The sequence below is a fragment of the Enterobacter cloacae complex sp. 309I3 genome, from assembly GCF_050031595.1.
Lineage (GTDB): Bacteria > Pseudomonadota > Gammaproteobacteria > Enterobacterales > Enterobacteriaceae > Enterobacter > Enterobacter cloacae.
Genome location: NZ_JBLGWI010000001.1, coordinates 2415449 through 2435773, shown reverse-complemented (window position 1 = coordinate 2435773; position 20325 = coordinate 2415449). Strand labels below are relative to the sequence as shown.

Below are 20325 nucleotides of genomic sequence, written 5' to 3'. Positions count from 1 at the left end.
ATCTGCTATTCGTTATGATTTATCCCCGGCAGAATGCGGGCTACGCTCAGGTTTCACTCTCCGGGGTCGGGGTAATGGGATCGTCTGACACACGCGCACTGGTGCGATTTCTTCCCGCTTTTTTGGAACGATAGAGATGATCGTCTGCTTCGGCCATCAGCCTGTTGAAGACTTCGGTCAACTGCCACGACGCCGCCTTCCCGCTCCCGAGACCAATACTCACGGTAAGATAGAGCGTTTGCTGGCGCCAGGTAAACGGATGAGCGGCAATGGTGAGTCTGATACGTTCCGCCAGCGCAAAGCCGTGCTGCGCGTCACCGGTGTTCACCACAACCGCGAACTCTTCTCCGCCCATACGCGCCACCATACCATCGTCTCCGACAACCTGCTGGACCTCGCGGGCAAACCCGGCCAGCACGCGGTCGCCACACTCATGCCCATAGTTATCATTGATGCTTTTGAAGTAATCGATATCCAGCAGCATCACGGTCAGAAAACGTGTCTGCCGCTGCGCCTCTTCCCGCTTTAACGCCTCATAGAGCCCGGAGCGTGAATAAACGTGGGTCAGAAAATCATAATCCGCGCGCAACGACACCTGACGGATGAGCGAATTAATGGCCGCCATACTGACGGAGACCATAACCGGACAGATCGCCATGGTGGCAATCCCCAGCCGTGCGGAGAACATCATCGGGGTAGAGAGCGGCGTGCCCACGGCGATATTGATAATGGAGTTAGCGACCAGAACGATCTCCAGACCGCCGGTCAGAAACGTCAGCAGACAGGTCGCGGGCAAGGAGTAGCGGACCGCACACCAGATCAGCGCCGGCAGCGGAAAGGCAAGGCTTCCCGCCCCGCCAATCACCACCGATGCCATCACCGAGACAATCAGCGCAATGACCGGTAAAAGTTGCTCCAGACGCAGTTTGAATGCCCGCGTCGGCATACTGACCGTGAGCATGCAGGGTAAAATGAGCACGCCGGTTGAGAACTGCTCGCTGAACCAGTCGGCAAACAGCGGCCAGAAGGTATGGCTGTCGATCCCCACCGACCCGGTCGCGCCGAGCAGCGCACATAATAAGGCGGCGATCAGACAATAATTGAACAGCCGCAGCGCATTAATGGGATCGGGGGTTTTCTTCATCAACCGTTTATCACGCACCACCAGCAATGCGACAACGACGATAAAGACCATATTCGACAGGTTGATGACCACCGAGGCCATTCCCCAGTTGGTGGTGACCGCGTCGTACATCAGCATGGCGACGTACGACACCGCGTAGTTATGCAGGCGATTGAGATAGGTAAAACGGGCAAAGACGCCCGCCATCACGCCATTCAGCGGCCAGAACAGCGACAAGGCTTCGACCAGACGTAATTCCGCACCGATAAAGTAGAACAAGGTGGTGAGAATAAAGATACCCGCCGCATTACGCAGCGGCGATTCAGGGCGAAAAAGCGTGAAGGCAGCGGGGTCTGAACGCATTAAATATCATTCCATATAATAACTTATGGCAACTAACTGACCCGTCACCACGCGGGGGATCTCATAGCGTGCATCTATAACACAATTACAACAGGATCAGCACCCATCAACATCAGGCGTTCATCTGCAACACCAGCCAGTGGTGGATCACGCCGACGATATAGTGCTGTTGCTGCGCGGTGAGCTGAACACCTTGCGGAATGTTGTGCCATTTCGCCAGACAGCCGCGACAGCAGGTGGCGGTCGCGTGCTGGGCAATAAACACCGGATGGCCGCGCATGGGGGTCTGTTTACCGTCGTTGACGGGGTGCGCGGGGGCAAGACGCTTCGCAATAAAGTCGGCAGCATGCTGGTCAATGGTATCGGCACCTTTGTCCCAGCAGTACTGTCGTTCTTTTGTGCCTAAGCGAAAGCGCGACCGAAAGGTCGATCGCGCCAGGCGAGAAAAAAGAGGATCCAGGTCAGACATCAGTAAACAGAACGTCCCAGGCGTTGGGTCAGTTTCTCCAGAACCGCCACACCGGCCAGTGAATTACCCGTCTCATCCAGCTCCGGGCTCCAGACAGCAATGGCCATCTCATGCGGTACAATGGCAACCACCCCACCCCCGACGCCCGACTTGGCCGGAAGACCGACGCGCCAGGCAAATTCGCCCGCGTTCTGATACATCCCGCTTGTCGCCATCAGGGCATTGACCTGACGCGCCTGCATAGGTGAAACCACCTCCTGATCGAGATGTGGTGCGTGCCCTTGATGAGCAAGGAACAGGAAGGTCTGCGCCAGCTCCACGCAGCTCATTTTCAGCGCGCAGTAGTGGAAATAGTTTTGCAGTACGGTCGCCACATCATTATGGAAATTGCCGAATGATTTCATCAACCAGGCAATGGCGGCGTTACGCGCAGAGTGCTCGAACTCCGAACGGGCGACCACTGAATCATAAGCAATATCGTCAACGCCTGAGAGCTGGCGAACAATTTCAAGCATGCGCTGGCGTGGCGCGCTGAGACGGCTTTGCAGCATATCGCAGACCACCAGCGCCCCGGCGTTGATAAAGGGGTTACGCGGTTTACCCTGTTCAATCTCAAGCTGTAGCAGAGAGTTAAACGGCTGCCCGGAGGGATCTTTACCCACCCGTTGCCAGATCTCCTCTTCCTCGTACTGTCGCATGGCCGCAACCAGACTCAGCACTTTCGAAATAGACTGGATGGAAAAACGTTCCGTGGCGTCACCGGCCTGGTAACGCTGACCGTCTATCGTACAAATTGCAATTCCCAGCTTATTCCCGCTGACCGAGGCAAGGGCCGGAATATAGTCGGCAACCTTTCCTTTTCCAAGTAACGGACGAACCTGCGCCAGAATCTCGTCCAGCATCTCATTATGGATGACCGCAGCCACTCTCTTTGCTCCTTGCCCTCAGGCTAAAACGGGCTGCGAGTATAACAGACGCTTATGTGTTGCGTCAGGCACTGAGACGAAAACGCGAAACCGCCTGCAATAAAAGATCCGACTGTTTGTGCAGGCGCTCAGAGGCATCGGACGCGTCAGAGACAAGGCTGTCGGTCTGCCGCGACACCTGATTCAGCGCCTGAAGCTGGCGCGTCATCTGATGAATACTCTCCCCCTGACTCAGCGTGGCCGCGGAGATCTCATTCAGCAAACTGCTTAATGTTCCCACCAGCCCCGTCACCTGCTGCAGGTTATCTTCCAGACGGTTAACGGCCCGTGACCCATCTTCGATCCCCTGAAGGGAACGGTTGATAAGCTCCTGAATGGTTTGCGTCGAATGGCTGCTCTTCCTCGCCAGCAGCCCCACTTCACGAGCGACAACGGCGAACCCGCGCCCCTGGTTTCCCGCGTGAGCCGCTTCAATTGCCGCATTCAGCGCCAGAATGTTGGTCTGAAACGCGACGCTGTCGATCATCGCCACGATCCCCCGCATCTCTGAGGATCGGTCGACGATCGCCTGCATCGACGCATTGACGGTCGACATCATCAGATCCCCTCCCGCCGCGGCCTGGCGCGCCTCATCCGCCCGCGAGCTGGCAAGCTTCGCATAGCCCGTGTTGCCTTCTACGTGGGTTTCCAGAGTCGCGATATGCGCCGTCACGTCTTCCAGCTCTTTGGCCTGACGCGCCGACTGGTGATACAGCTTTTGATTGCCCTGCGCCAGTGCGCCAATGTTTTCCACCATGGCGGTGGTCGCATCGCTGACCTGGGTCACCAGCTGCTGTAGCCCGTTCTGCATGGTGGCAATACTGTCGCTGAGCTGCGCAATTTCACGGTTAAAACGCATCACGCCAGGAGGGGTACCGGAAAGATCGCCCGCGGCCAGCCGGTTGATATGCGCAATCAAGCGCCGCAACGGGGTAATTACCCACCGGGACATCCCGAACCAGACGGCAACCGCAATAGCGAGCAACAGAACAGGCGCAAGCAGGAACAGCGTTTGCAGACCGGAGAGCTGCGCAATCAATGACTGACGCCCTTTGAGCGCCTGCTTCTCGCTTGCTTGCTGATAGCGGGCATAGTTGTCATTAAAGTCGGTCTGAAACGCCTGCGCTGGCACGGCAAAAAACGCATCGATGGTGTTGGTTTTCACCAGCCCTTCCGCCTGCTCTTTTATCGCGCCGTAAAAAAGCTGATAGCTGTTCACCAGGGCGTCATCTTTTGGCGGATTAAGCGCCAGCCAGGCATTCCACGCCTGCTGCGAAACGGCCAGCGCCTTTTGCGCGTCGTCCATCAGGCTGTGCCAGCTGCCCTCGGAGCCGGTCTCTTTATCCTGCATAAACCAGACGCCGGAGCGGTTAAGCAGATCGCTTGCGGCCAGCAGGGAAACGCGAGCCAGATCCAGCTTGCTCTGCTGCTGGTACGCCAGCAGGTTTTGCTGCTCGTTGCGTTGCGCTTCCTTAAGGGAGGCATTGAGCAGGAACGACGAGGAGAGTTGCAGGGCGGAAAAGAGGCCGATAATACAAAAGATACCGGTCAGCAGACCAAACTGGCGGGGGATAATGCGCTGCGCAATACGACGATAAATTTGCGTTAGGTTCATAATTTTCTTCAGTAACAAGACGTTAGACGCGTGCGAGTCTACGAAACGAAAATGACAGAACCATTGCAGAGAAATGACAGAGGCCCTCGTCGTCGGGGCCTCTGTAAGGATGGCGGTTACACTCTGTTCTTCCACACCGTCTGCACGTTACAAAACTCGTGCAAACCAAAGTGGGAAAGCTCACGGCCAAAACCACTTTTCTTCACGCCGCCAAAGGCCACGCGCGCGTCACTGGCGCTAAAGCCATTGATAAACACCCCGCCGCACTCCAGCTCGCGGGCGAATTTTCCGGCCAGCGCTTCGTTGGCGGTAAACACCGTGGCAGAGAGACCAAAGTCGCTGTCGTTGGCAAGCTGCAGGGCATGTTCCGCATCCTTCGCCACCGTAATCGCCGCAACCGGACCAAACAGCTCCTGACGGAAGGCGGTCATTGTCGGGGTGACATGGCTCAGCACGGTTGGCGCGTAATAGTTGCCCTCCCCGCTGATTTTCTCGCCGCCCAGCAGCAGCGTGGCCCCTTCCGCGAGGGTGGCCTGCACCTGCTGATGCAGTTCGTCACGCAGATCGAAACGCGCCATCGGGCCAATATCATTCTCTTCCCGATCCGGTGCTCCCATCTTCAGCGCCGTAACCGCCGCAACAAAACGCCGGGTAAAGTCATCGGCAATACCCTCTTCGATAATAAAGCGCTTTGCCGCCGCGCAAACCTGCCCGGTGTTCTGATAACGTCCCGTGACGGCCGCACGAACGGCCAGATCCAGATCGGCATCATTCAGCACGATAAACGGATCGGAGCCGCCCAGCTCCAGAACGCATTTTTTCAGCGCCGCTCCCGCCTGAGCCCCTATCGCCGCACCTGCACGCACGCTACCGGTGACGGTGACCGCTGCAATACGACGATCGTTGATCGCCTGGCTCACGCCATCATTGGTGGCATTCACCCAGCCAAAGACGCCTTGCGCAATACCGGCATCAGCAAAGATTTGCCCAATCAGCTCTGCAGAACCCAGGACGTTCGGTGCGTGTTTGAGCAGATAGCTGTTACCTGCCAGCAGGATCGGCACCGCACCGCGCAGTACCTGCCAGAGCGGGAAGTTCCACGGCATCACCGCAAGAATAGGCCCCAGCGGACGGTATTCAATGACCGCGTTTTGGTTTTCCACCAGCGTGGGCTCCGCACGCAGCATCGCCGGGCCATGTTCCGCATACCAGTCGCACAGACCCGCAGATTTGGCCACTTCCGCCCGCGCCTGCACAATCGGCTTGCCCATTTCCCGGGAGATCATTTGCGCCATCTCTTCCCCACGCTGGCGCAGTGCTGCCCCCAGGTCGCGCAGCTTTTGTGCCCGGTGAGAGACGCTTTCCCCTCGCCACTGGCGAAAACCGGCATCAGCCAGGGTGATTGCCTGTTCGACCTCTTCGGATGTGGCCCAGGGATAGGCGGCCAGCGTCTCGCCTGTCGCCGGGTTAACAGAGAGGGCATGCGTAGCAGATGAATAAGTCATGATGTTCTCCACGTAATATCGGTTGATTGATTGTGGCCCACTCTGCTATTTCTTAAAAATGAATAATACTAACCACCTTATTCACGAATCGAGAATGCTATGGATTTAACTCAGCTTGAAATGTTTAACGCCGTTGCCCTGACCGGCAGCATTACCCAGGCGGCGCAGAAGGTGCATCGCGTTCCGTCTAACCTCACCACCCGCATCCGTCAGCTTGAGGCCGATCTCGGCGTTGAGTTGTTTATCCGGGAGAGCCAGCGTTTGCGCTTATCTCCCGCCGGGCACAACTTTCTGCGCTACAGCAAGCAGATCCTGGCGCTGGTTGACGAGGCGCGCATGGTCGTCGCCGGTGATGAGCCGCAGGGGTTATTTGCCCTTGGCGCCCTGGAGAGCACTGCCGCTGTGCGGATCCCGGAAAGTCTGGCGGCGTTTAACCAGCGCTATCCGCGCATTCAGTTCGCGCTCTCTACCGGCCCGTCCGGAACGATGATTGACGGCGTTCTGGAAGGCACCTTAAGCGCGGCGTTTGTCGACGGGCCACTTTCACACCCGGAGCTGGAAGGCATGCCGGTTTACCGGGAAGAGATGATGCTGGTCACCCCCGCCGGACATGCGGAGGTGACGCGCGCCGCGCAGGTAAGCGGCAGCGACGTCTACGCGTTTCGCGCAAACTGTTCGTATCGACGTCATCTGGAAAGCTGGTTTCACGCAGACCGCGCCACGCCCGGGCGGATCCATGAGATGGAGTCGTATCACGGTATGCTCGCCTGCGTGATTGCAGGGGCGGGTATTGCGTTAATGCCCCGCTCCATGCTGGAGAGCATGCCGGGGCATCATCAGGTAGAAGCGTGGCCGCTGGCGGAGAACTGGCGCTGGCTGACCACCTGGCTGGTGTGGCGTCGTGGGGCGATGACCCGCCAGCTCGAAGCGTTTATAGCGCTGCTAAACGAACGTCGACAACCAGAGCCTTCTCCATAAACAGGCTCAGCGGATCGTCGACATACGGCGCAAACGCCGGACGGCGTTCATATCCGCACTGTTCATACAGGCGAATGGCGGCGTGTTGCTTGATCCCTGTCTCCAGGCGCACGGTGTGGCAGTGACGACTCAGGGCTTCATCCTCAAGGGCAGCAAGCAGCTTCTCGCCCAGATGTTGCCCGCGATGGGCCGGATCGATATAGACCCGTTTCATCTCCCCGGTACCGTCGCCATTAAGCACCACGGCGCCACATCCCACGGCCTGCAGCTGCGGGTCGCGAATGATCATCAGGATAAGCGAGGCTTCAGGCAGCGCAGCCAGATCGAGCAGATGATTGCTTTCAGCGGGATAGAGTTCGCTCTGATAACGGTCAAGCGCCGCGATCAGCTTGAGGATGTCCGGATGTCGGGCAGATTCAGAGGTAATGGAATACATGGCAGGCTCCTTGCTTTTTTTTGTGAGGCCAGGCTTCAACATAGCGTCTGCCATCTGTTCGGACTTCATAGTTTTAACTTATGTCATGACGCCAGCGTCAGGCGGGTCTCAAGCTGTTCCAGCTGGGTCCGGGCCGCTTCATCCAGCCTGCTGTCGGTGACGATATCCGTCAGGGTGTTCAGGTGCGCCACATTAAACAGCGACCAGGCACCGTATTTAGAGCTGTCTGCCAGCAGCACCCGGCGTTTTGCATTGGCTATTAAATCCCGCTTCAGCGCGGCCTTCTCTTCCGTAGGCGACGTGATACCGCGGGTAATATCCCAGCCATTACAGCTGACAAAAGCCACATCAGGCCAGACATTCTGCAACAGCCGACGCCCGTGCTCACCAATACAGGACTGGCTCGAATCATCGATACGGCCGCCAATGATCGTCACTTCAATCTGTTTAAACTCAGAGAGAAACAGCGCAATGTGCAGATCGCTGGTGATGACGCGAAGCGGCAGATGCGTGAGCTGACGCGCGAGTTCAATCATTGTGGTACCGGCGTCCAGCACAATGGCATCCCCCGCTTTCACAAAGCTCGCGGCCGCGCTGGCGATGGCATGTTTTTCTGCCAGACTGCGCTGCATTTTTTCGGACGTGGTCGGCTGGGAAGGAATAAACCGGTTAAGAGTAACGCCGCCGTGGGTTCGGCTGATGACGCCCTCCTGGTCAAGCTTAATCAGGTCGCGGCGGATCGTCGCCGGCGAGGCATCGGTGATCGCCACCAGCTGATCCACCGTGACCAGGTTGTGCCCTTTGAGGTAATCCATTATCTGCTCTAACCGGTTATATCCCTTCATATTATTCCCGTGTAATTTGCATAGCCAACTGAATAGACACCGTCATGCTCTCCGACCTGGCTTTACCGGTCCATGCAATATCGAACGCGGTTCCGTGGTCTGCAGAGGTGCGGATAAACGGCAATCCGGCGGTGATATTCACCCCGTCGTAAAAGCCGAGCAATTTTAGCGGAATATGCCCCTGATCGTGATACATCGCAACGACCATGTCATACATTCCTTCGTGGCATTGCATAAATACCGTATCCGGCGGGCACGGTCCGGTGACGTTGACCCCCTGCGCTTTCATCGCTGTAACGGCCGGGCCAACAATCGTGATCTCTTCATCGCCAAACAGGCCATTTTCTCCCGCATGCGGGTTCACGCCCGCGACCGCAATACGAGGTGTGCTAAAGCCCACCCGCTTCAGGAAGGTATCCGCAATGCCGATGACGGTTTTTACCCGATCCTGATTGAGCGTATCAAGGAATTTACGCAGCGCAATATGGGTCGTGATATGAATGACCTTCAGCCGATCGGTGTACAGCACCATAGCGTAGTCTTTGCTGTGCGTCAGATGGGCCAGCAGCTCGGTATGCCCGGGGTAGTGATGTCCGGCCAGATGCAGCGCTTCTTTATTCAGTGGCGCCGTGGCAACCGCTTTTACGTCCCCCGCCATCGCCAGTTCCGTCGCGCGCTTCACGCAGCGATAGGCTAAATCCCCCGCCTGAGCCTGGACCACGCCGGGCTTCAGGGCATCAGGGTCGGCCAGCGGTTCGTCCAGCACGTTAATCACGTTGGGTGCGAAACGGGCCTCGCTGACCTGCTTGATGATGTGGATGTCAGCCTGCCCCACAATCCCATCATCCAGCACCCGCCTGAGCGTGCGGGCACAGCCCACCACGACAACCGGGGCTCCCGTTAATTCGCTCCCGGTGAGGGATTTGATAATGATCTCCGGGCCAATGCCCGCCGGGTCACCCATGGTTACAGCAATAATGTTAGTCACTCAGTCTCTCCTCGATAAAATGCAACACCTCAAGCAGCGTCTCTTCTTTTCCGAAGCCCCCTGCTTTGGTCATTACCGGCTGGTGCCAGGCACAACCCAGAAATTTGCCGTAAGGGACGCATCCTGCGACGCGCCCTGTAATTTCAAATCCTTGCGCATCAAGCGCACTGGCGACGGCCATTGCCACATCGCCGCCTGAGACATACAACGCATCCGGCGGACATGCCGTCAGTGCCTCTCGGGTAATCTCTCCCAGGAAGGCGCAGATCGTTTCACCCAGTTCGGTCCGGGTCATTTGATACTGCGCGCAAAGCCGTTCAACCTGATGTCGCGCCTCATGGTCCGGGCAGGTATGAACGATGCAGTGACGGCCCGCCTTCAGGACCTGCGTGATGCGCATGAGCGCGTTCGCCGTCTCCCCCTTCAGCACATCATTAACATCAATAAATACCGACGAAACCGCAGGCTCTGCAGCGGCCAGCGCAATCTGACGTTGAGCGATCTCACTCATTGATCCCACCACCGCCAGCAATTGCTGACGCTTCACGGGGGCGAGATGGCGTGCCAGCGCATCACATAACCCGGCAGACCCGACCAGCAGCGGTGTCTGCGGGCAGGTCAGCGCGGCGGCAATAATGGCGTCCAGATCCTCGTCACACTGGGCATCGACGATGAGCCACTCCGTTCCCTGCGCCAGTTCGGCTGCCAGCGTGTTTGCCGTCACGGATTGACAACTCACGTCGGTAAACAGGTCAGCAATCGTGGCAGACGGGACGGGCGTTTTCGGATCGCTGGCGAATTCGGTTTCATCCACCGGAATGCCGTTCACCAGACACCTGCCGTGACGTGTGATCCGCCCTGCCGCGGGATACGCTGGCGCCACAATCACCTGCCGTTTGCCGCTTACTGCCTTAAGGACGCCTGTTTCTGCCCCTACATTGCCGCGCAGCGTGGAATCAATCTTTTTGATGAGCCAGTGCGCAGCCGCAATATCCGCCCCCAGTACGGCCACTTTTTCGGCCGCCTCTGCTGCCCGCAGCGCACGGGAATCGGTATTAATAACCAGTGCATCCACCGGCTGGGTAAAGGGGGTGTGGAATGCCACGCTGACCTTCTTACCGCTTAGCGTCAGGCTGACACCCGCATCGTTTGCCCCGGTAAAGTCATCTGCAACGACAACGACGTCTCTGAACAGGTTGTTTTCTTTCATTCCCACTCCGGGCTCGTTTTTCCTGTTAATGATTATATTCAATCATGATTGATTATATGTGAGCAAGATCAAGTTAATCAGTTTGCGAATAAATTATAAATTTAGCCACACGATGACCATGAAGCGTCTTAATTGAGCGAATTTAATCATGGACACAAAGACAGGAGAAAAGCGTGGTAACCCTCAACAGCACCATTATTAGCGGCGCAAATGCGCTCGCCGCCATCAGGCCATTACTCACCGATAACGCGCAGCTCTTGCTGGTTACGGACGGCAACATTGCGCGTCTGGAGGCGGCAACACAGATCCGTTCAATTCTTGAAGAGGGCAACCGCCGCGTCACGGTGATTGACACGGTGCCGCCTGAACCCTCCCACCACGATGTCAGCCAGTTGCTCGCGGGGTTAAACAGCGGATCGTTTGATGTCGTGGTTGGGATCGGCGGCGGCAGCGTACTGGATGTGGCGAAACTGCTCTCCGTGCTTTGTCACCCGCTGTCACCGGGGCTGGACAGCCTGCTGGCAGGGGTAAAACCGGTGGCACGTATCTCCTCACTTCTGATCCCCGCCACCGCCGGAACCGGGTCAGAAGCCACGCCGAACGCTATTCTGGCGATACCGGAGCAAAACACGAAGGTCGGTATTATCTCTCCGGTCCTGCTGCCCGATTACGTCGCCCTGCTGCCGGAATTGACCACCAGCATGCCCGCGCATATTGCCTCCTCCACCGGCATCGATGCCCTGTGCCATCTGATTGAGTGCTTCACCGCCACGGTCGCCAACCCGGTCAGCGATAACGCGGCGTTGACCGGGCTCGCTAAGCTGCTGAAGAACATCGAAACGGCCTGCGCTGAGCCGGGCAACCTGCTGGCAAAGCTGGAAATGCTGTGGGCCTCTTATTACGGCGGGGTCGCGATTGCGCATGCCGGCACACACCTGGTTCACGCCCTGTCTTATCCGCTTGGCGGGAAATATCACCTGCCGCACGGCGTGGCCAACGCCATTCTTCTGGCGCCCTGCATGAGGGTGGTTCGTCCCCACTGCGTGACAAAATTTGCGCAGGTCTGGGATCTCGTGCCAGGCGCGGACGGCAGCCTGTCCGATGACGAAAAATCTCACGCGCTGGTGGAGTACTTTGCCGCGCTGGTTCGTCGGCTCAACCTGCCGGACAACCTTGAGTCCCTGGGCGTGCCGCGCGAAGACATCGCTTCCCTGAGCGATGCCGCCCTGAACGTTAAACGGTTAATGAACAATGCCCCCTGTCAGGTGAATCACGACGAGGTGCAGGCGATTTACCGGACACTGTTTCCTGAACATGCATAGTCAAGGAGTAAGAAATGCGTAACAACATCAAGGGCGTGCTGACGGCCATCGTCACCCCCTTTGACGCGGAAGGCGAACTCAACCTTCCCGGCTTAACGCGGCAGGTCGCCCGGCAGCTGGACGCCGGAAACGGCATTTTCTGCGGCGGAACCAACGGCGAGTTCTTTGTCCTGAACGAAGCGGAAAAAATCGCGGTCACCCGGACCTGTGTGGAAACCGTCGCCGGACGCGCGCCCGTCGTGGCGCATATTGGCGAAATCTCCACCCGCGACACCATCCGGCTGGGAAAACAGATCGCCGCGCTGGGTGTGGATGCGGTTTCCGTCATCACCCCTTACTTCGTGCCGCTGAAACAGTCTGAGCTCATCGCACACTACACCGCCGTCGCTGACGCGCTAACCGTACCGGTCTTTCTGTACAACATTCCGGCGCGGACCGGCAACACCCTTGAGCCCGCCACGGTACGGGCGCTGGCCGAACACCCCAACATTTCAGGTATTAAAGACAGTGCCGGGAGCTATGAAAGCCTGCGCGGTTTCCTCAACGCGGTAAGCGACATTGACGGGTTCGACGTGCTGAACGGACCAGATTCACTGATCCATCAGGGCTTCGTCGAGGGATGTTCAGCCTGTATTTCCGGGCTGGCAAACGTGGCGCCAGCGGCGATCAACGCCATCTGGTCACGCTTTAACGCGGGTGATGTTGAAGGTTCCCGGCAGGCGCAGGAGCGCGTCACCCGGCTCCGCACCGAGCTGTACAGCGTGGCGTTTTCCCCTGCCGCTGTTAAAAAGGCCCTGCAAATCATGGGCGAGGATGTCGGAGAGAGTCGCTATGCCGTGGCGTTTAGCGAGCAGCAGTGCCAACAGATTCGCCAGATAGTGACAACGTCACTTAGCTAAACGGCGTTGGTTTCGTCAATAAGAATACCGGGTACCTGAGGTGCCCAGGATTCACTCGCCCTGAAGAGAGGCAAAGATGAATAATTTTACCGCTGAAGATACCCTGATCATTGTGGGCATAGTCATTGCCTACATCCTGTTCACCACCTGGCTGACCTTCCGGATCCGCAGTAAAAACTCCGGGGACTTTATGGAAGGCTCCCGCGCGATGCCGGCGTTTATTGTCGGGATCCTGCTGATGTCTGAGTATATCGGCGCTAAATCCACCATCGGCACCGCGCAGGCGGCGTTCGAGGACGGGTTTGCTGCGTCATGGTCCGTCATCGGGGCCGCGATTGGCTTCCCGCTTTTTGGCCTGTTGCTGGTAAAACGCATATACAACACCGGGAAAATCACCATCTCGGGTGCGATTGCTGAAAAGTACGGTAACAGCACCAAAAACATTATCTCCCTCATCATGATCTACGCCCTGCTGCTGGTGAATGTGGGGAATTACGTCAGCGGCGCAGCAGCCATTTCTACCGTACTGAAAGTCAATCTGCCCGTTGCCGCTTTCATTACGGCTATCGTCAGTACCTTCTATTTCGCCTTCGGCGGCATGAAAGGCGTGGCGTGGGTAACTGTGCTGCACAGTGCGCTGAAATACTTCGGCATTCTGGCCATCATGGGTTTTGCGTTATCCAAAACCGGCGGTTTCACGCCGATGATCGAAAACATGCCGGACTTCTACTGGACCTGGGATGGCAACATCGGCGCGTCGACCATTTTCGCATGGCTCATCGGCACCATTGGCTCCATCTTCTGCACCCAGTTTGTGATCCAGGCCATCTCCTCCACCAAAGATGTTAAATCGGCTAAACGCTCCACCTGGGTCGCGTTCTTCTTCTGCCTGCCGATCGCGCTGGCCATTGCGGTGATTGGCGTGGCGGCAAAATACCTGCATCCGGAGATCGACAGCCTGTATGCGATGCCGATTTTCCTGCAGGATATGAACCCGTGGCTGGCCGGTCTGGTCACCACCTCTCTGGTCGCGTCCATCTTCGTCAGCGTCAGTACCGTGGCGCTCGCCATTGCCTCCCTGGTGGTAAAAGATTTCTACGTGCCGATGCGCAACCCGACGCCCGAGCAGGAGTTTAAAGCTACCCGCTGGATCTCCCTGCTGATTGGTTTCCTGCCGCTGATTTTTGTTCTGCTGGTGCCTGAAGTGCTGAAGCTGTCGTTCTTTACCCGCGCCATTCGTCTGTCGATTTCCGTCGTGGCGGTCATCGCGTTCTACGCCCCGTTCTTCCGCAGTACTCGCGGAGCCAATGCTGGGCTGATCGGCGCCTGCGTCGTGACCTCTGTCTGGTATCTGCTGGGCGATCCGTTTGGCATTAACAATATGTACATCGCCCTGCTGACCCCTGCGGTCATCATGGTCATCGACCGTCTCATTCCGGGAAAGGCACAGGGTAAAGCGCCAACCCCCGTTGAAAACAATGGAGTCTGATATGTCTGTAACCGTAACCCGCGACGGGATTATTCGCCCACAACAGGATACGCGCGTGGAGGCGGCCATGCTGCCTTCCGCCTGCCCACAAAACCACGCGGCAAATCTGCTGCCGCTGCCGGATGGTTCGCTGATGTGCGTCTGGTTTGGCGGTACCCAGGAGGGTATTGCGGATATCTCTGTGTGGGGTTCGCGCCTGTCACCGGGAAGCCAGCAGTGGAGTGAGGCAGAAAAACTGTCGGATGATGCCACGCGCTCCGAACAGAACCCGGTTCTGTTCCTGGCACCCGATAACGTGCTGTGGCTGTTGTGGACCGCGCAAATTTCCGGCAACCAGGACACCGCTATTGTGCGCTATCGCCAGTCCCGGGATCTGGGTAAAACCTGGGGGGACATCGCGACCCTGCTCGATAAACCCGGCACCTTTATTCGTCAGCCGATTGTCGTGCTGGAGAACGGGAACTGGCTGCTGCCGGTGTTTTACTGCCGCACCCGGCCGGGTGAGAAATGGGTCGGTAACGATGACATCAGCGCGGTGAAAATCTCCGAAGACGGGGGCAAAACCTGGCGTGATGTCGAGGTGCCGGACAGCCTGGGCTGCGTCCATATGAATATCACCCCGCTGCGCAATGGCACCCTGGTTGCCCTGTTCCGCAGCCGCTGGGCGGATAACATTTATTACAGCCAGTCAACGGACAAGGGCGAAAGCTGGTCCGTGCCGGAGCCCACGGTATTACCTAACAACAACTCCTCTATCCAGGTGACAACGCTTGCCAGTGGCGAGCTGGCGCTGGTGTTTAACCTCATGAGCGCCGCCGGGGCGCAGGAGCGTCGCGCCTCTCTGTACGATGAAATTGACGATGGCGATGGCCGTAAAGAGCCGGTTGTGACCCACGGTCGAACCGCCTTCTGGGGTGCCCCGCGTGCGCCGATGACCGTCGCCATTTCGCCGGACGGAGGCAAAAGCTGGCCGTGGCAACGGCATCTGGACGAGGGAGACGGCTACTGTATGACTAACAACTCTCTGGAGAAACTGAACCGTGAGTTTTCCTATCCGAGCATTAAGCAGAGCCCGGATGGCAGCCTGCATATCGCCTACACCTACTTTCGTCAGGCCATAAAATACGTGCGGGTGACGCCCGAGTGGGTCAAGGAGTCAGCATGATTATTGGACATCTCGACGCCCTGCCGCTGGCAGGGTTACCGCCGGTGTTGTATGCCCTGCTGTCCCGCCCGGACTGCACGCTGCAGGCGCTTAGCGAACGCGATGACGGCCGCTGGCAGCCGGACAATGCCCCCTGGTTTTGCCAGATTGGTCCGGCGCAGACGCAGCCGCGCGCGGAGCGGCATACGGAGTACCATCACCAGTGGGCGGATATTCAGGTTGTGCTGGCGGGAGAAGAACTCATCTATGCCGGCGCGCGCCCTGTTGGCAAGCCGGATGACGAAGAGCGTAAAGCGGACCTGTTTATTGCCAGCTCATCGGCACACAGCGTCGGGATCCGCCTTGGCGCGGGTGACTTTGCGGTCTTTTCTCCCGGAGAACCACACCAGGCGCTGTGCGCCAGCAGCGCGCCGATGATAGTGCGTAAAGCGGTGTTTAAAGTTCCTCGTTCAATGCTGGAGGTCTGACATGCGTCACGCCGTCGTGACCGGAGCCAGCTCCGGAATTGGTGAGGCCATCGTTAAGCGTTTACTGGCGGAAGGCTGGCAGGTCACCGGACTCAGCCGCCGCGCCGTGATCCCGGATACCCCTGGCTTTACGGGGTTACGCGTGGATATCACCGACCCTGAGGCGCTGAACAGCGCCCTGCACGCCATCGCGACACCGCAGGCGGTGATCCACGCCGCCGGGATGATGGCCGCCGCCCCACTGGGGCAACTGGAAAGCAGGGTTGGCGCGTCACTGTGGCAACTGCACGTTCAGGCCTGCGAAGCCCTGTTTAACCATTTCGCGCCCGCTATGACCGCCGGTGGACGATTTGTGGCGATTGGCAGCAGAACCTCCCGCGGGGCGGCAGGTCGCTCGCAGTATGTTGCCACCAAGGCGGCGATGACAGGGATGGTCAGAAGCTGGGCGGCGGAACTGGCCCCGCGTGGGATCACCGCAAACGTGGTCGCGCCGGGTGCCACCCAAACGCCGATGCTCAACGCACCGGGGCGAGAAAGTTCACCGCCTACCTGTCCGCCCATCGGCCGTCTTATCACGCCAGAAGAGGTCGCGGGGCTGGTGAATTTCTTGCTCAGCGATGAAGCCGCCGCCATCACGGGCCAGGAGATGGTGATATGCGGCGGCGCCTCGCTCAGCTAGCGCAGGAAGATACGCCCTTTCAGATAGAGCGTCGCCTGGCCGCCAATCAGCACACGGTCGCCCTTCAGTTCGCAGCGCAGATCCCCGCCACGGTATGAAACCTGGCGGGCGTTCATCGACGTTTTGCCCAGCTTCTCGCTCCAGTACGGTATCAGCATGCTGTGCGTCGATCCGGTGACCGGATCTTCCGGTACCCCTTCGCCCGGGCAGAAGAAGCGGCTGACGAAGTCATACTCCTCTCCTGGTGCCGTCACGCAGACCATTTTCCCGAGCGGCGCCATCGCTGCAATATCCGGGGTTAAGGCCTCCACCTGTTGCTGGCTCTCCAGTACCACCATGTAATCCCGTCCGACGCGGACCTCTTTAGCCTGGGCTATCCCCAGCGCGCTGAACAGGCCCGGCGGGGGATTGTCGACCACCTCGGTCGACCAGGCAGGGAAATTGAGCGTCAGCCAGTCGCCGTTGCGTTTCACCGTCAACTCACCCACGAAGCGCGTGGTGAAGGTGATTTCGGTATGCGGATAATCGAGGTATTCGAAAATCACGTGGGAGGCTGCCAGCGTCGCGTGGCCGCAGAGGTTGATTTCATGCAGCGTGGTAAACCAGCGCAGCTCGAACCCGGTGTCGGTGCGTACGAAAAACGCCGTCTCAGACTGGTTATGCTGTTGCGCCATTTTGAGCAGCGTCTCATCCGAAAGCCACTCCTCCAGCGGGCATACCGCCGCTGCATTGCCGCCAAACGCCCTGTCGCTGAAGGCATCCACCAGATAAAAATCAATTTCCTGCATTGTCTTTTCCTCTGTTGTTATAGGTATCTAGCGCAGAAAAACTGTGCCTTTCAAATAGCATGACGCCTGTCCGCTCATCAGCACGCGCGAGCCTTTTAGCTCGCACCGCACGTCGCCGCCCCGCGCGGAAACCTGACGGGCAAACATCGTCGTTTTACCCAATTTTTCGCTCCAGTAAGGAATGAGCATGGTATGTGCAGAGCCGGTCACCGGATCTTCCCAGACGGCAACGCCGGGGGAGAAAAAGCGGCTGACGAAATCGTAATCCCCGTCGCCCCGCGCCGTAACGGCAACCTTATGTTCGCCAGGCGTCATGGCTGAAATTGTCGGTGCGAGTGCTTCAACCTGCTGGCGATCTTCCAGCACCACCACCCATGCGCGGCCTTTGCGGGCTTCAACGTAGCGGCGGATACCGAGCGCCGCGAGCATCTCCGGCGGGGGCGTCTCTTCATGCGTGGGACATGCCGGGAAACCCAGCGTCAGCCACTCCCCCTCCCGGCTCACCGTCAGGCGGCCAGAGGCCGTTTCGAAGTGGATCCGCGAGTCAGGATAGTCCAGTTCATTGAACAAAACGTACGCCGCAGCAAGCGTGGCGTGACCGCAAAGATTAACTTCGGTCAGCGTGGTAAACCAGCGTAGCTCAATGCCCCCTTTCGTACAGACGAAAAATGCGGTTTCCGACTGATTATGCTGTTGCGCCATTTTCAGTAACGTTTCGTCCGGCAGCCACGCCTTGAGCGGGCAAACGGCAGCCGGATTTCCGCCAAATGACACATTGCTAAACGCATCGACCAGATAAAAATCAATCTCCTGCACTGTCTTACCGCCTGTTTTTGTTGGAGTGTTCTTTTATATTCAATGAAAACCCTGCCTCCGGCTACCGCTTTCATAAGGTAAATATTGAGATCTGCATCACATAATGGTTGAGTTTTCGCCGTGCAAGGCTTTAAGATCGTCTCCTCTTCTTTTGCAACGAATCTCCGACATCCCTATGACAACGAACACAGTTTCCCGCAGGGTTGCGTGGCTACGCGTGGTCACGCTGGCTATTGCCGCGTTTATTTTCAACACCACAGAATTTGTTCCGGTTGGGCTGTTGTCTGACATCGCAGAGAGTTTCCAGATGGAAACGGCGCAGGTGGGCATTATGTTGACCATTTACGCCTGGGTGGTGGCGTTGATGTCGCTGCCGTTTATGCTGCTGACCAGCCAGATGGAGCGGCGTAAGCTACTGATCGGGCTGTTTATGTTGTTTATCGCCAGCCACGTGCTGTCGTTCCTGGCGTGGAATTTTACGGTGCTGGTGTTAAGCCGCGTCGGGATCGCCTTTGCGCATGCCGTTTTCTGGTCGATTACCGCGTCGCTGGCTATCCGGCTGGCACCGGCGGGGAAACGCGCCCAGGCGCTGAGCCTGATTGCCACCGGGACCGCGCTGGCGATGGTGCTGGGCCTGCCGATTGGCCGTATTGTGGGGCAATACTTCGGCTGGCGTACCACGTTCTTCGCCATTGGCATGGGAGCGCTGGTTACCCTGGTGTGTCTGGTAAAACTGCTGCCGAAGCTGCCAAGCGAACATTCCGGCTCGCTGAAAAGCCTGCCGCTGTTGATGCGTCGCCCGGCGCTGCTGAGCATTTATCTGCTTACCGTTATTGTGGTCACCGCCCACTATACGGCTTACAGCTATATCGAGCCGTTCGTTCAGGTGGTGGCCGGCTTTAGCGGCAATTTTGCCACCCTTCTCCTGCTGCTCCTTGGCGGGGCGGGCATTATTGGCAGTATTCTTTTCGGCAAGCTTGGCAATCAGCACGCTTCAGCGCTGGTGAGCAGCGCCATCGGTTTGCTGCTGGCGTGTCTGCTGCTGCTGATGCCCGCCGCGGGCAGTGAAAGCCAGCTGGCGATCCTCAGCCTGTTCTGGGGCGTAGCGATCATGATTATCGGTCTCGGGATGCAGGTGAAAGTGCTGGCCCTCGCGCCGGATGCCACAGACGTTGCGATGTCGCTGTTCTCGGGCATTTTTAACCTGGGAATTGGCGCGGGTGCGCTGGTGGGCAATCAGGTGATTCTGCACGTATCCATGTCGGCGATTGGCTATCTGGGGGCCATTCCGGCACTGGTGGCGCTTATCTGGTCGGTGTTGATCTTCCGTAAATGGCCGGTGGCGGTGGAGGAACAGGGGCAGCACGGGTGACGTCTGTTTGTGCCGGGTGGCGGCTACGCTTACCCGGCCTACAAACCCGTAATAACGTCAGCCCCGCCACCCGGCAATGACCTCAGTGGTAAGTCTTAATAATCTCCAGCACGCCGTTAATAATAAACTGCACGCCCATACATACCAGCAAGAACCCCATCAGACGGGAAATCGCCTCGATACCGCCTTTGCCGACCCAGCGCATAATTGCCCCGGAACTGCGCAATGATGCCCACACAATAATGCCGATCAGTGCAAATATCAGCGGTGGCGCAACGGTCACAACCCAGTCCGGAAACGTAGTGCCGTCACGTACCGTTGAGGCAGAACTGATGATCATCGCAATGGTCCCTGGCCCTGCCGTGCTCGGCATGGCTAGCGGTACAAAGGCGATATTCGCACTCGGTTCGGTCTCCAGCTCTTCGGATTTGCTCTTCGCTTCAGGCGATTCATGCGCTTTTTGCGCCGGAAACAGCATGCGGAAACCGATAAAGGCCACAATCAGCCCCCCGGCGATACGCAGGCCAGGGATGGAGATCCCGAAGGTATTCATCACCAGCTGACCGGCGTAGTAAGCCACCATCATGATGGCGAACACATACACTGAGGCCATCATCGACTGATGATTGCGCTCTGCGCTGTTCATATTCCCTGCCAGCCCGAGGAAAAGCGCTACCGTCGTTAACGGGTTGGCCAACGGCAGCAATACCACCAGCCCAAGACCAATTGCTTTTATCAAATCCAACATAGTGCGTCGTTGTCCTTATCCATGTTTATCACCGCAATTATAGGGTGAAAGTGTGACATTGAGCCATTCACGCAACGTAACGA

General features: G+C 57.9%; 20 protein-coding genes. 8 read left to right on the top strand and 12 right to left on the bottom strand.

All coding sequences use genetic code 11. The features are described from left to right. Positions 1 to 46 precede the first annotated feature (46 nt). From ACQG22_RS11530 to sad, 5 genes are all read right to left on the bottom strand, one after another. Entirely contained in the window at positions 47 to 1486 is a 1440-nt protein-coding gene (locus ACQG22_RS11530; RefSeq protein ID WP_248031664.1) for a GGDEF domain-containing protein, read from the bottom strand. Positions 1487 to 1598: 112 nt separating this feature from the next. Beyond that, positions 1599 to 1955, bottom strand: coding sequence for a DUF4186 domain-containing protein (locus ACQG22_RS11525; RefSeq protein ID WP_013096609.1), 357 nt, complete (start codon positions 1953 to 1955; stop codon positions 1599 to 1601). Then, entirely contained in the window at positions 1955 to 2881 is a 927-nt protein-coding gene (gene glsB, locus ACQG22_RS11520) for a glutaminase B (protein ID WP_013096610.1), read from the bottom strand. Before glsB ends, ACQG22_RS11525 begins: the two co-directional genes overlap by 1 nt. Before the next feature lie 64 nt (positions 2882 to 2945). Continuing rightward, positions 2946 to 4535, bottom strand: coding sequence for a methyl-accepting chemotaxis protein (locus tag ACQG22_RS11515; RefSeq protein ID WP_058678506.1), 1590 nt, complete (start codon positions 4533 to 4535; stop codon positions 2946 to 2948). A gap of 116 nt (positions 4536 to 4651) precedes the next feature. After that, positions 4652 to 6040, bottom strand: coding sequence for a succinate-semialdehyde dehydrogenase (gene sad / locus ACQG22_RS11510; protein WP_058661503.1), 1389 nt, complete (start codon positions 6038 to 6040; stop codon positions 4652 to 4654). Between the two features lie 99 nt (positions 6041 to 6139). On the opposite strand from sad, the gene ptrR reads away from it, so the two are divergent. Next, positions 6140 to 7018 (top strand): putrescine utilization regulator PtrR, encoded by an 879-nt coding sequence (gene ptrR, locus ACQG22_RS11505; RefSeq protein WP_013096613.1) that lies wholly within the window; start codon positions 6140 to 6142, stop codon positions 7016 to 7018. On the opposite strand, the gene ACQG22_RS11500 is transcribed toward ptrR, so the two are convergent. From ACQG22_RS11500 to dtnK, 4 genes are all read right to left on the bottom strand, one after another. Continuing rightward, positions 6972 to 7454, bottom strand: coding sequence for a GNAT family N-acetyltransferase (locus tag ACQG22_RS11500; protein ID WP_045294042.1), 483 nt, complete (start codon positions 7452 to 7454; stop codon positions 6972 to 6974). The two genes, ptrR and ACQG22_RS11500, sit on opposite strands and share 47 nt — an antisense overlap. An 83-nt stretch (positions 7455 to 7537) precedes the next feature. Then, positions 7538 to 8299, bottom strand: a complete 762-nt coding sequence (locus tag ACQG22_RS11495) for a DeoR/GlpR family DNA-binding transcription regulator (RefSeq protein WP_029883777.1) — start codon at positions 8297 to 8299, stop codon at positions 7538 to 7540. Between the two features lies 1 nt (position 8300). After that, positions 8301 to 9287 (bottom strand): D-threonate 4-phosphate dehydrogenase, encoded by a 987-nt coding sequence (locus ACQG22_RS11490; protein WP_058678507.1) that lies wholly within the window; start codon positions 9285 to 9287, stop codon positions 8301 to 8303. Then, positions 9280 to 10497, bottom strand: a complete 1218-nt coding sequence (gene dtnK, locus ACQG22_RS11485; RefSeq protein WP_058678508.1) for a D-threonate kinase — start codon at positions 10495 to 10497, stop codon at positions 9280 to 9282. Before dtnK ends, ACQG22_RS11490 begins: the two co-directional genes overlap by 8 nt. Before the next feature lie 173 nt (positions 10498 to 10670). Between dtnK and ACQG22_RS11480 the strand changes: the two genes are divergently transcribed. The 6 genes from ACQG22_RS11480 (at position 10671) to ACQG22_RS11455 (ending at position 16518) form a co-directional block, all read left to right on the top strand. Continuing rightward, positions 10671 to 11819 (top strand): iron-containing alcohol dehydrogenase, encoded by a 1149-nt coding sequence (locus ACQG22_RS11480; protein WP_368268396.1) that lies wholly within the window; start codon positions 10671 to 10673, stop codon positions 11817 to 11819. Positions 11820 to 11833: 14 nt separating this feature from the next. After that, positions 11834 to 12718, top strand: a complete 885-nt coding sequence (locus tag ACQG22_RS11475) for a dihydrodipicolinate synthase family protein (protein ID WP_048972138.1) — start codon at positions 11834 to 11836, stop codon at positions 12716 to 12718. Positions 12719 to 12794: 76 nt separating this feature from the next. Continuing rightward, complete coding sequence (locus ACQG22_RS11470; protein ID WP_013096620.1) at positions 12795 to 14207, top strand: sodium:solute symporter family protein; 1413 nt, start codon at positions 12795 to 12797, stop codon at positions 14205 to 14207. Position 14208: 1 nt separating this feature from the next. Further along, positions 14209 to 15372 carry a sialidase family protein gene (locus ACQG22_RS11465; protein WP_369706489.1) on the top strand — a complete coding sequence of 388 codons (1164 nt, stop codon included), beginning with the start codon at positions 14209 to 14211 and terminating at the stop codon, positions 15370 to 15372. Continuing rightward, entirely contained in the window at positions 15369 to 15839 is a 471-nt protein-coding gene (locus ACQG22_RS11460; RefSeq protein ID WP_369706490.1) for a YhcH/YjgK/YiaL family protein, read from the top strand. The genes ACQG22_RS11465 and ACQG22_RS11460 overlap by 4 nt, the downstream gene beginning before the upstream one ends. A 1-nt stretch (position 15840) precedes the next feature. After that, positions 15841 to 16518, top strand: a complete 678-nt coding sequence (locus ACQG22_RS11455) for an SDR family NAD(P)-dependent oxidoreductase (RefSeq protein WP_369706491.1) — start codon at positions 15841 to 15843, stop codon at positions 16516 to 16518. Here ACQG22_RS11455 and ACQG22_RS11450 read toward each other — a convergent pair. Continuing rightward, complete coding sequence (locus tag ACQG22_RS11450) at positions 16515 to 17306, bottom strand: PhzF family phenazine biosynthesis protein (RefSeq protein ID WP_013096623.1); 792 nt, start codon at positions 17304 to 17306, stop codon at positions 16515 to 16517. The two genes, ACQG22_RS11455 and ACQG22_RS11450, sit on opposite strands and share 4 nt — an antisense overlap. Before the next feature lie 27 nt (positions 17307 to 17333). Further along, complete coding sequence (locus tag ACQG22_RS11445; RefSeq protein WP_369706492.1) at positions 17334 to 18122, bottom strand: PhzF family phenazine biosynthesis protein; 789 nt, start codon at positions 18120 to 18122, stop codon at positions 17334 to 17336. Positions 18123 to 18297: 175 nt separating this feature from the next. Here ACQG22_RS11445 and ACQG22_RS11440 point away from each other — a divergent pair, with 175 nt between their 5' ends. Then, positions 18298 to 19494 (top strand): sugar transporter, encoded by a 1197-nt coding sequence (locus ACQG22_RS11440; protein WP_369706493.1) that lies wholly within the window; start codon positions 18298 to 18300, stop codon positions 19492 to 19494. 82 nt (positions 19495 to 19576) lie between these two features. On the opposite strand, the gene ACQG22_RS11435 is transcribed toward ACQG22_RS11440, so the two are convergent. Further along, the gene (locus tag ACQG22_RS11435; RefSeq protein WP_013096626.1) at positions 19577 to 20242 is read right to left on the bottom strand and encodes a MarC family NAAT transporter; all 666 of its coding nucleotides are present in this window, start codon (positions 20240 to 20242) and stop codon (positions 19577 to 19579) included. Between the last annotated feature and the right edge of the window lie 83 nt (positions 20243 to 20325).

Bases quoted from the DNA above. Each gene is read 5' to 3' on its own strand.
- ACQG22_RS11530 (WP_248031664.1), bottom strand. From the start codon at position 1,486: ATGCGTTCAGACCCCGCTGCCTTCACGCTTTTTCGCCCTGAATCGCCG.
- ACQG22_RS11525 (WP_013096609.1), bottom strand. From the start codon at position 1,955: ATGTCTGACCTGGATCCTCTTTTTTCTCGCCTGGCGCGATCGACCTTT.
- ACQG22_RS11515 (WP_058678506.1), bottom strand. From the start codon at position 4,535: ATGAACCTAACGCAAATTTATCGTCGTATTGCGCAGCGCATTATCCCC.
- sad (WP_058661503.1), bottom strand. From the start codon at position 6,040: ATGACTTATTCATCTGCTACGCATGCCCTCTCTGTTAACCCGGCGACA.
- ptrR (WP_013096613.1), top strand. From the start codon at position 6,140: ATGGATTTAACTCAGCTTGAAATGTTTAACGCCGTTGCCCTGACCGGC.
- ACQG22_RS11500 (WP_045294042.1), bottom strand. From the start codon at position 7,454: ATGTATTCCATTACCTCTGAATCTGCCCGACATCCGGACATCCTCAAG.
- ACQG22_RS11495 (WP_029883777.1), bottom strand. From the start codon at position 8,299: ATGAAGGGATATAACCGGTTAGAGCAGATAATGGATTACCTCAAAGGG.
- dtnK (WP_058678508.1), bottom strand. From the start codon at position 10,497: ATGAAAGAAAACAACCTGTTCAGAGACGTCGTTGTCGTTGCAGATGAC.
- ACQG22_RS11475 (WP_048972138.1), top strand. From the start codon at position 11,834: ATGCGTAACAACATCAAGGGCGTGCTGACGGCCATCGTCACCCCCTTT.
- ACQG22_RS11470 (WP_013096620.1), top strand. From the start codon at position 12,795: ATGAATAATTTTACCGCTGAAGATACCCTGATCATTGTGGGCATAGTC.
- ACQG22_RS11465 (WP_369706489.1), top strand. From the start codon at position 14,209: ATGTCTGTAACCGTAACCCGCGACGGGATTATTCGCCCACAACAGGAT.
- ACQG22_RS11460 (WP_369706490.1), top strand. From the start codon at position 15,369: ATGATTATTGGACATCTCGACGCCCTGCCGCTGGCAGGGTTACCGCCG.
- ACQG22_RS11455 (WP_369706491.1), top strand. From the start codon at position 15,841: ATGCGTCACGCCGTCGTGACCGGAGCCAGCTCCGGAATTGGTGAGGCC.
- ACQG22_RS11450 (WP_013096623.1), bottom strand. From the start codon at position 17,306: ATGCAGGAAATTGATTTTTATCTGGTGGATGCCTTCAGCGACAGGGCG.
- ACQG22_RS11440 (WP_369706493.1), top strand. From the start codon at position 18,298: ATGACAACGAACACAGTTTCCCGCAGGGTTGCGTGGCTACGCGTGGTC.
- ACQG22_RS11435 (WP_013096626.1), bottom strand. From the start codon at position 20,242: ATGTTGGATTTGATAAAAGCAATTGGTCTTGGGCTGGTGGTATTGCTG.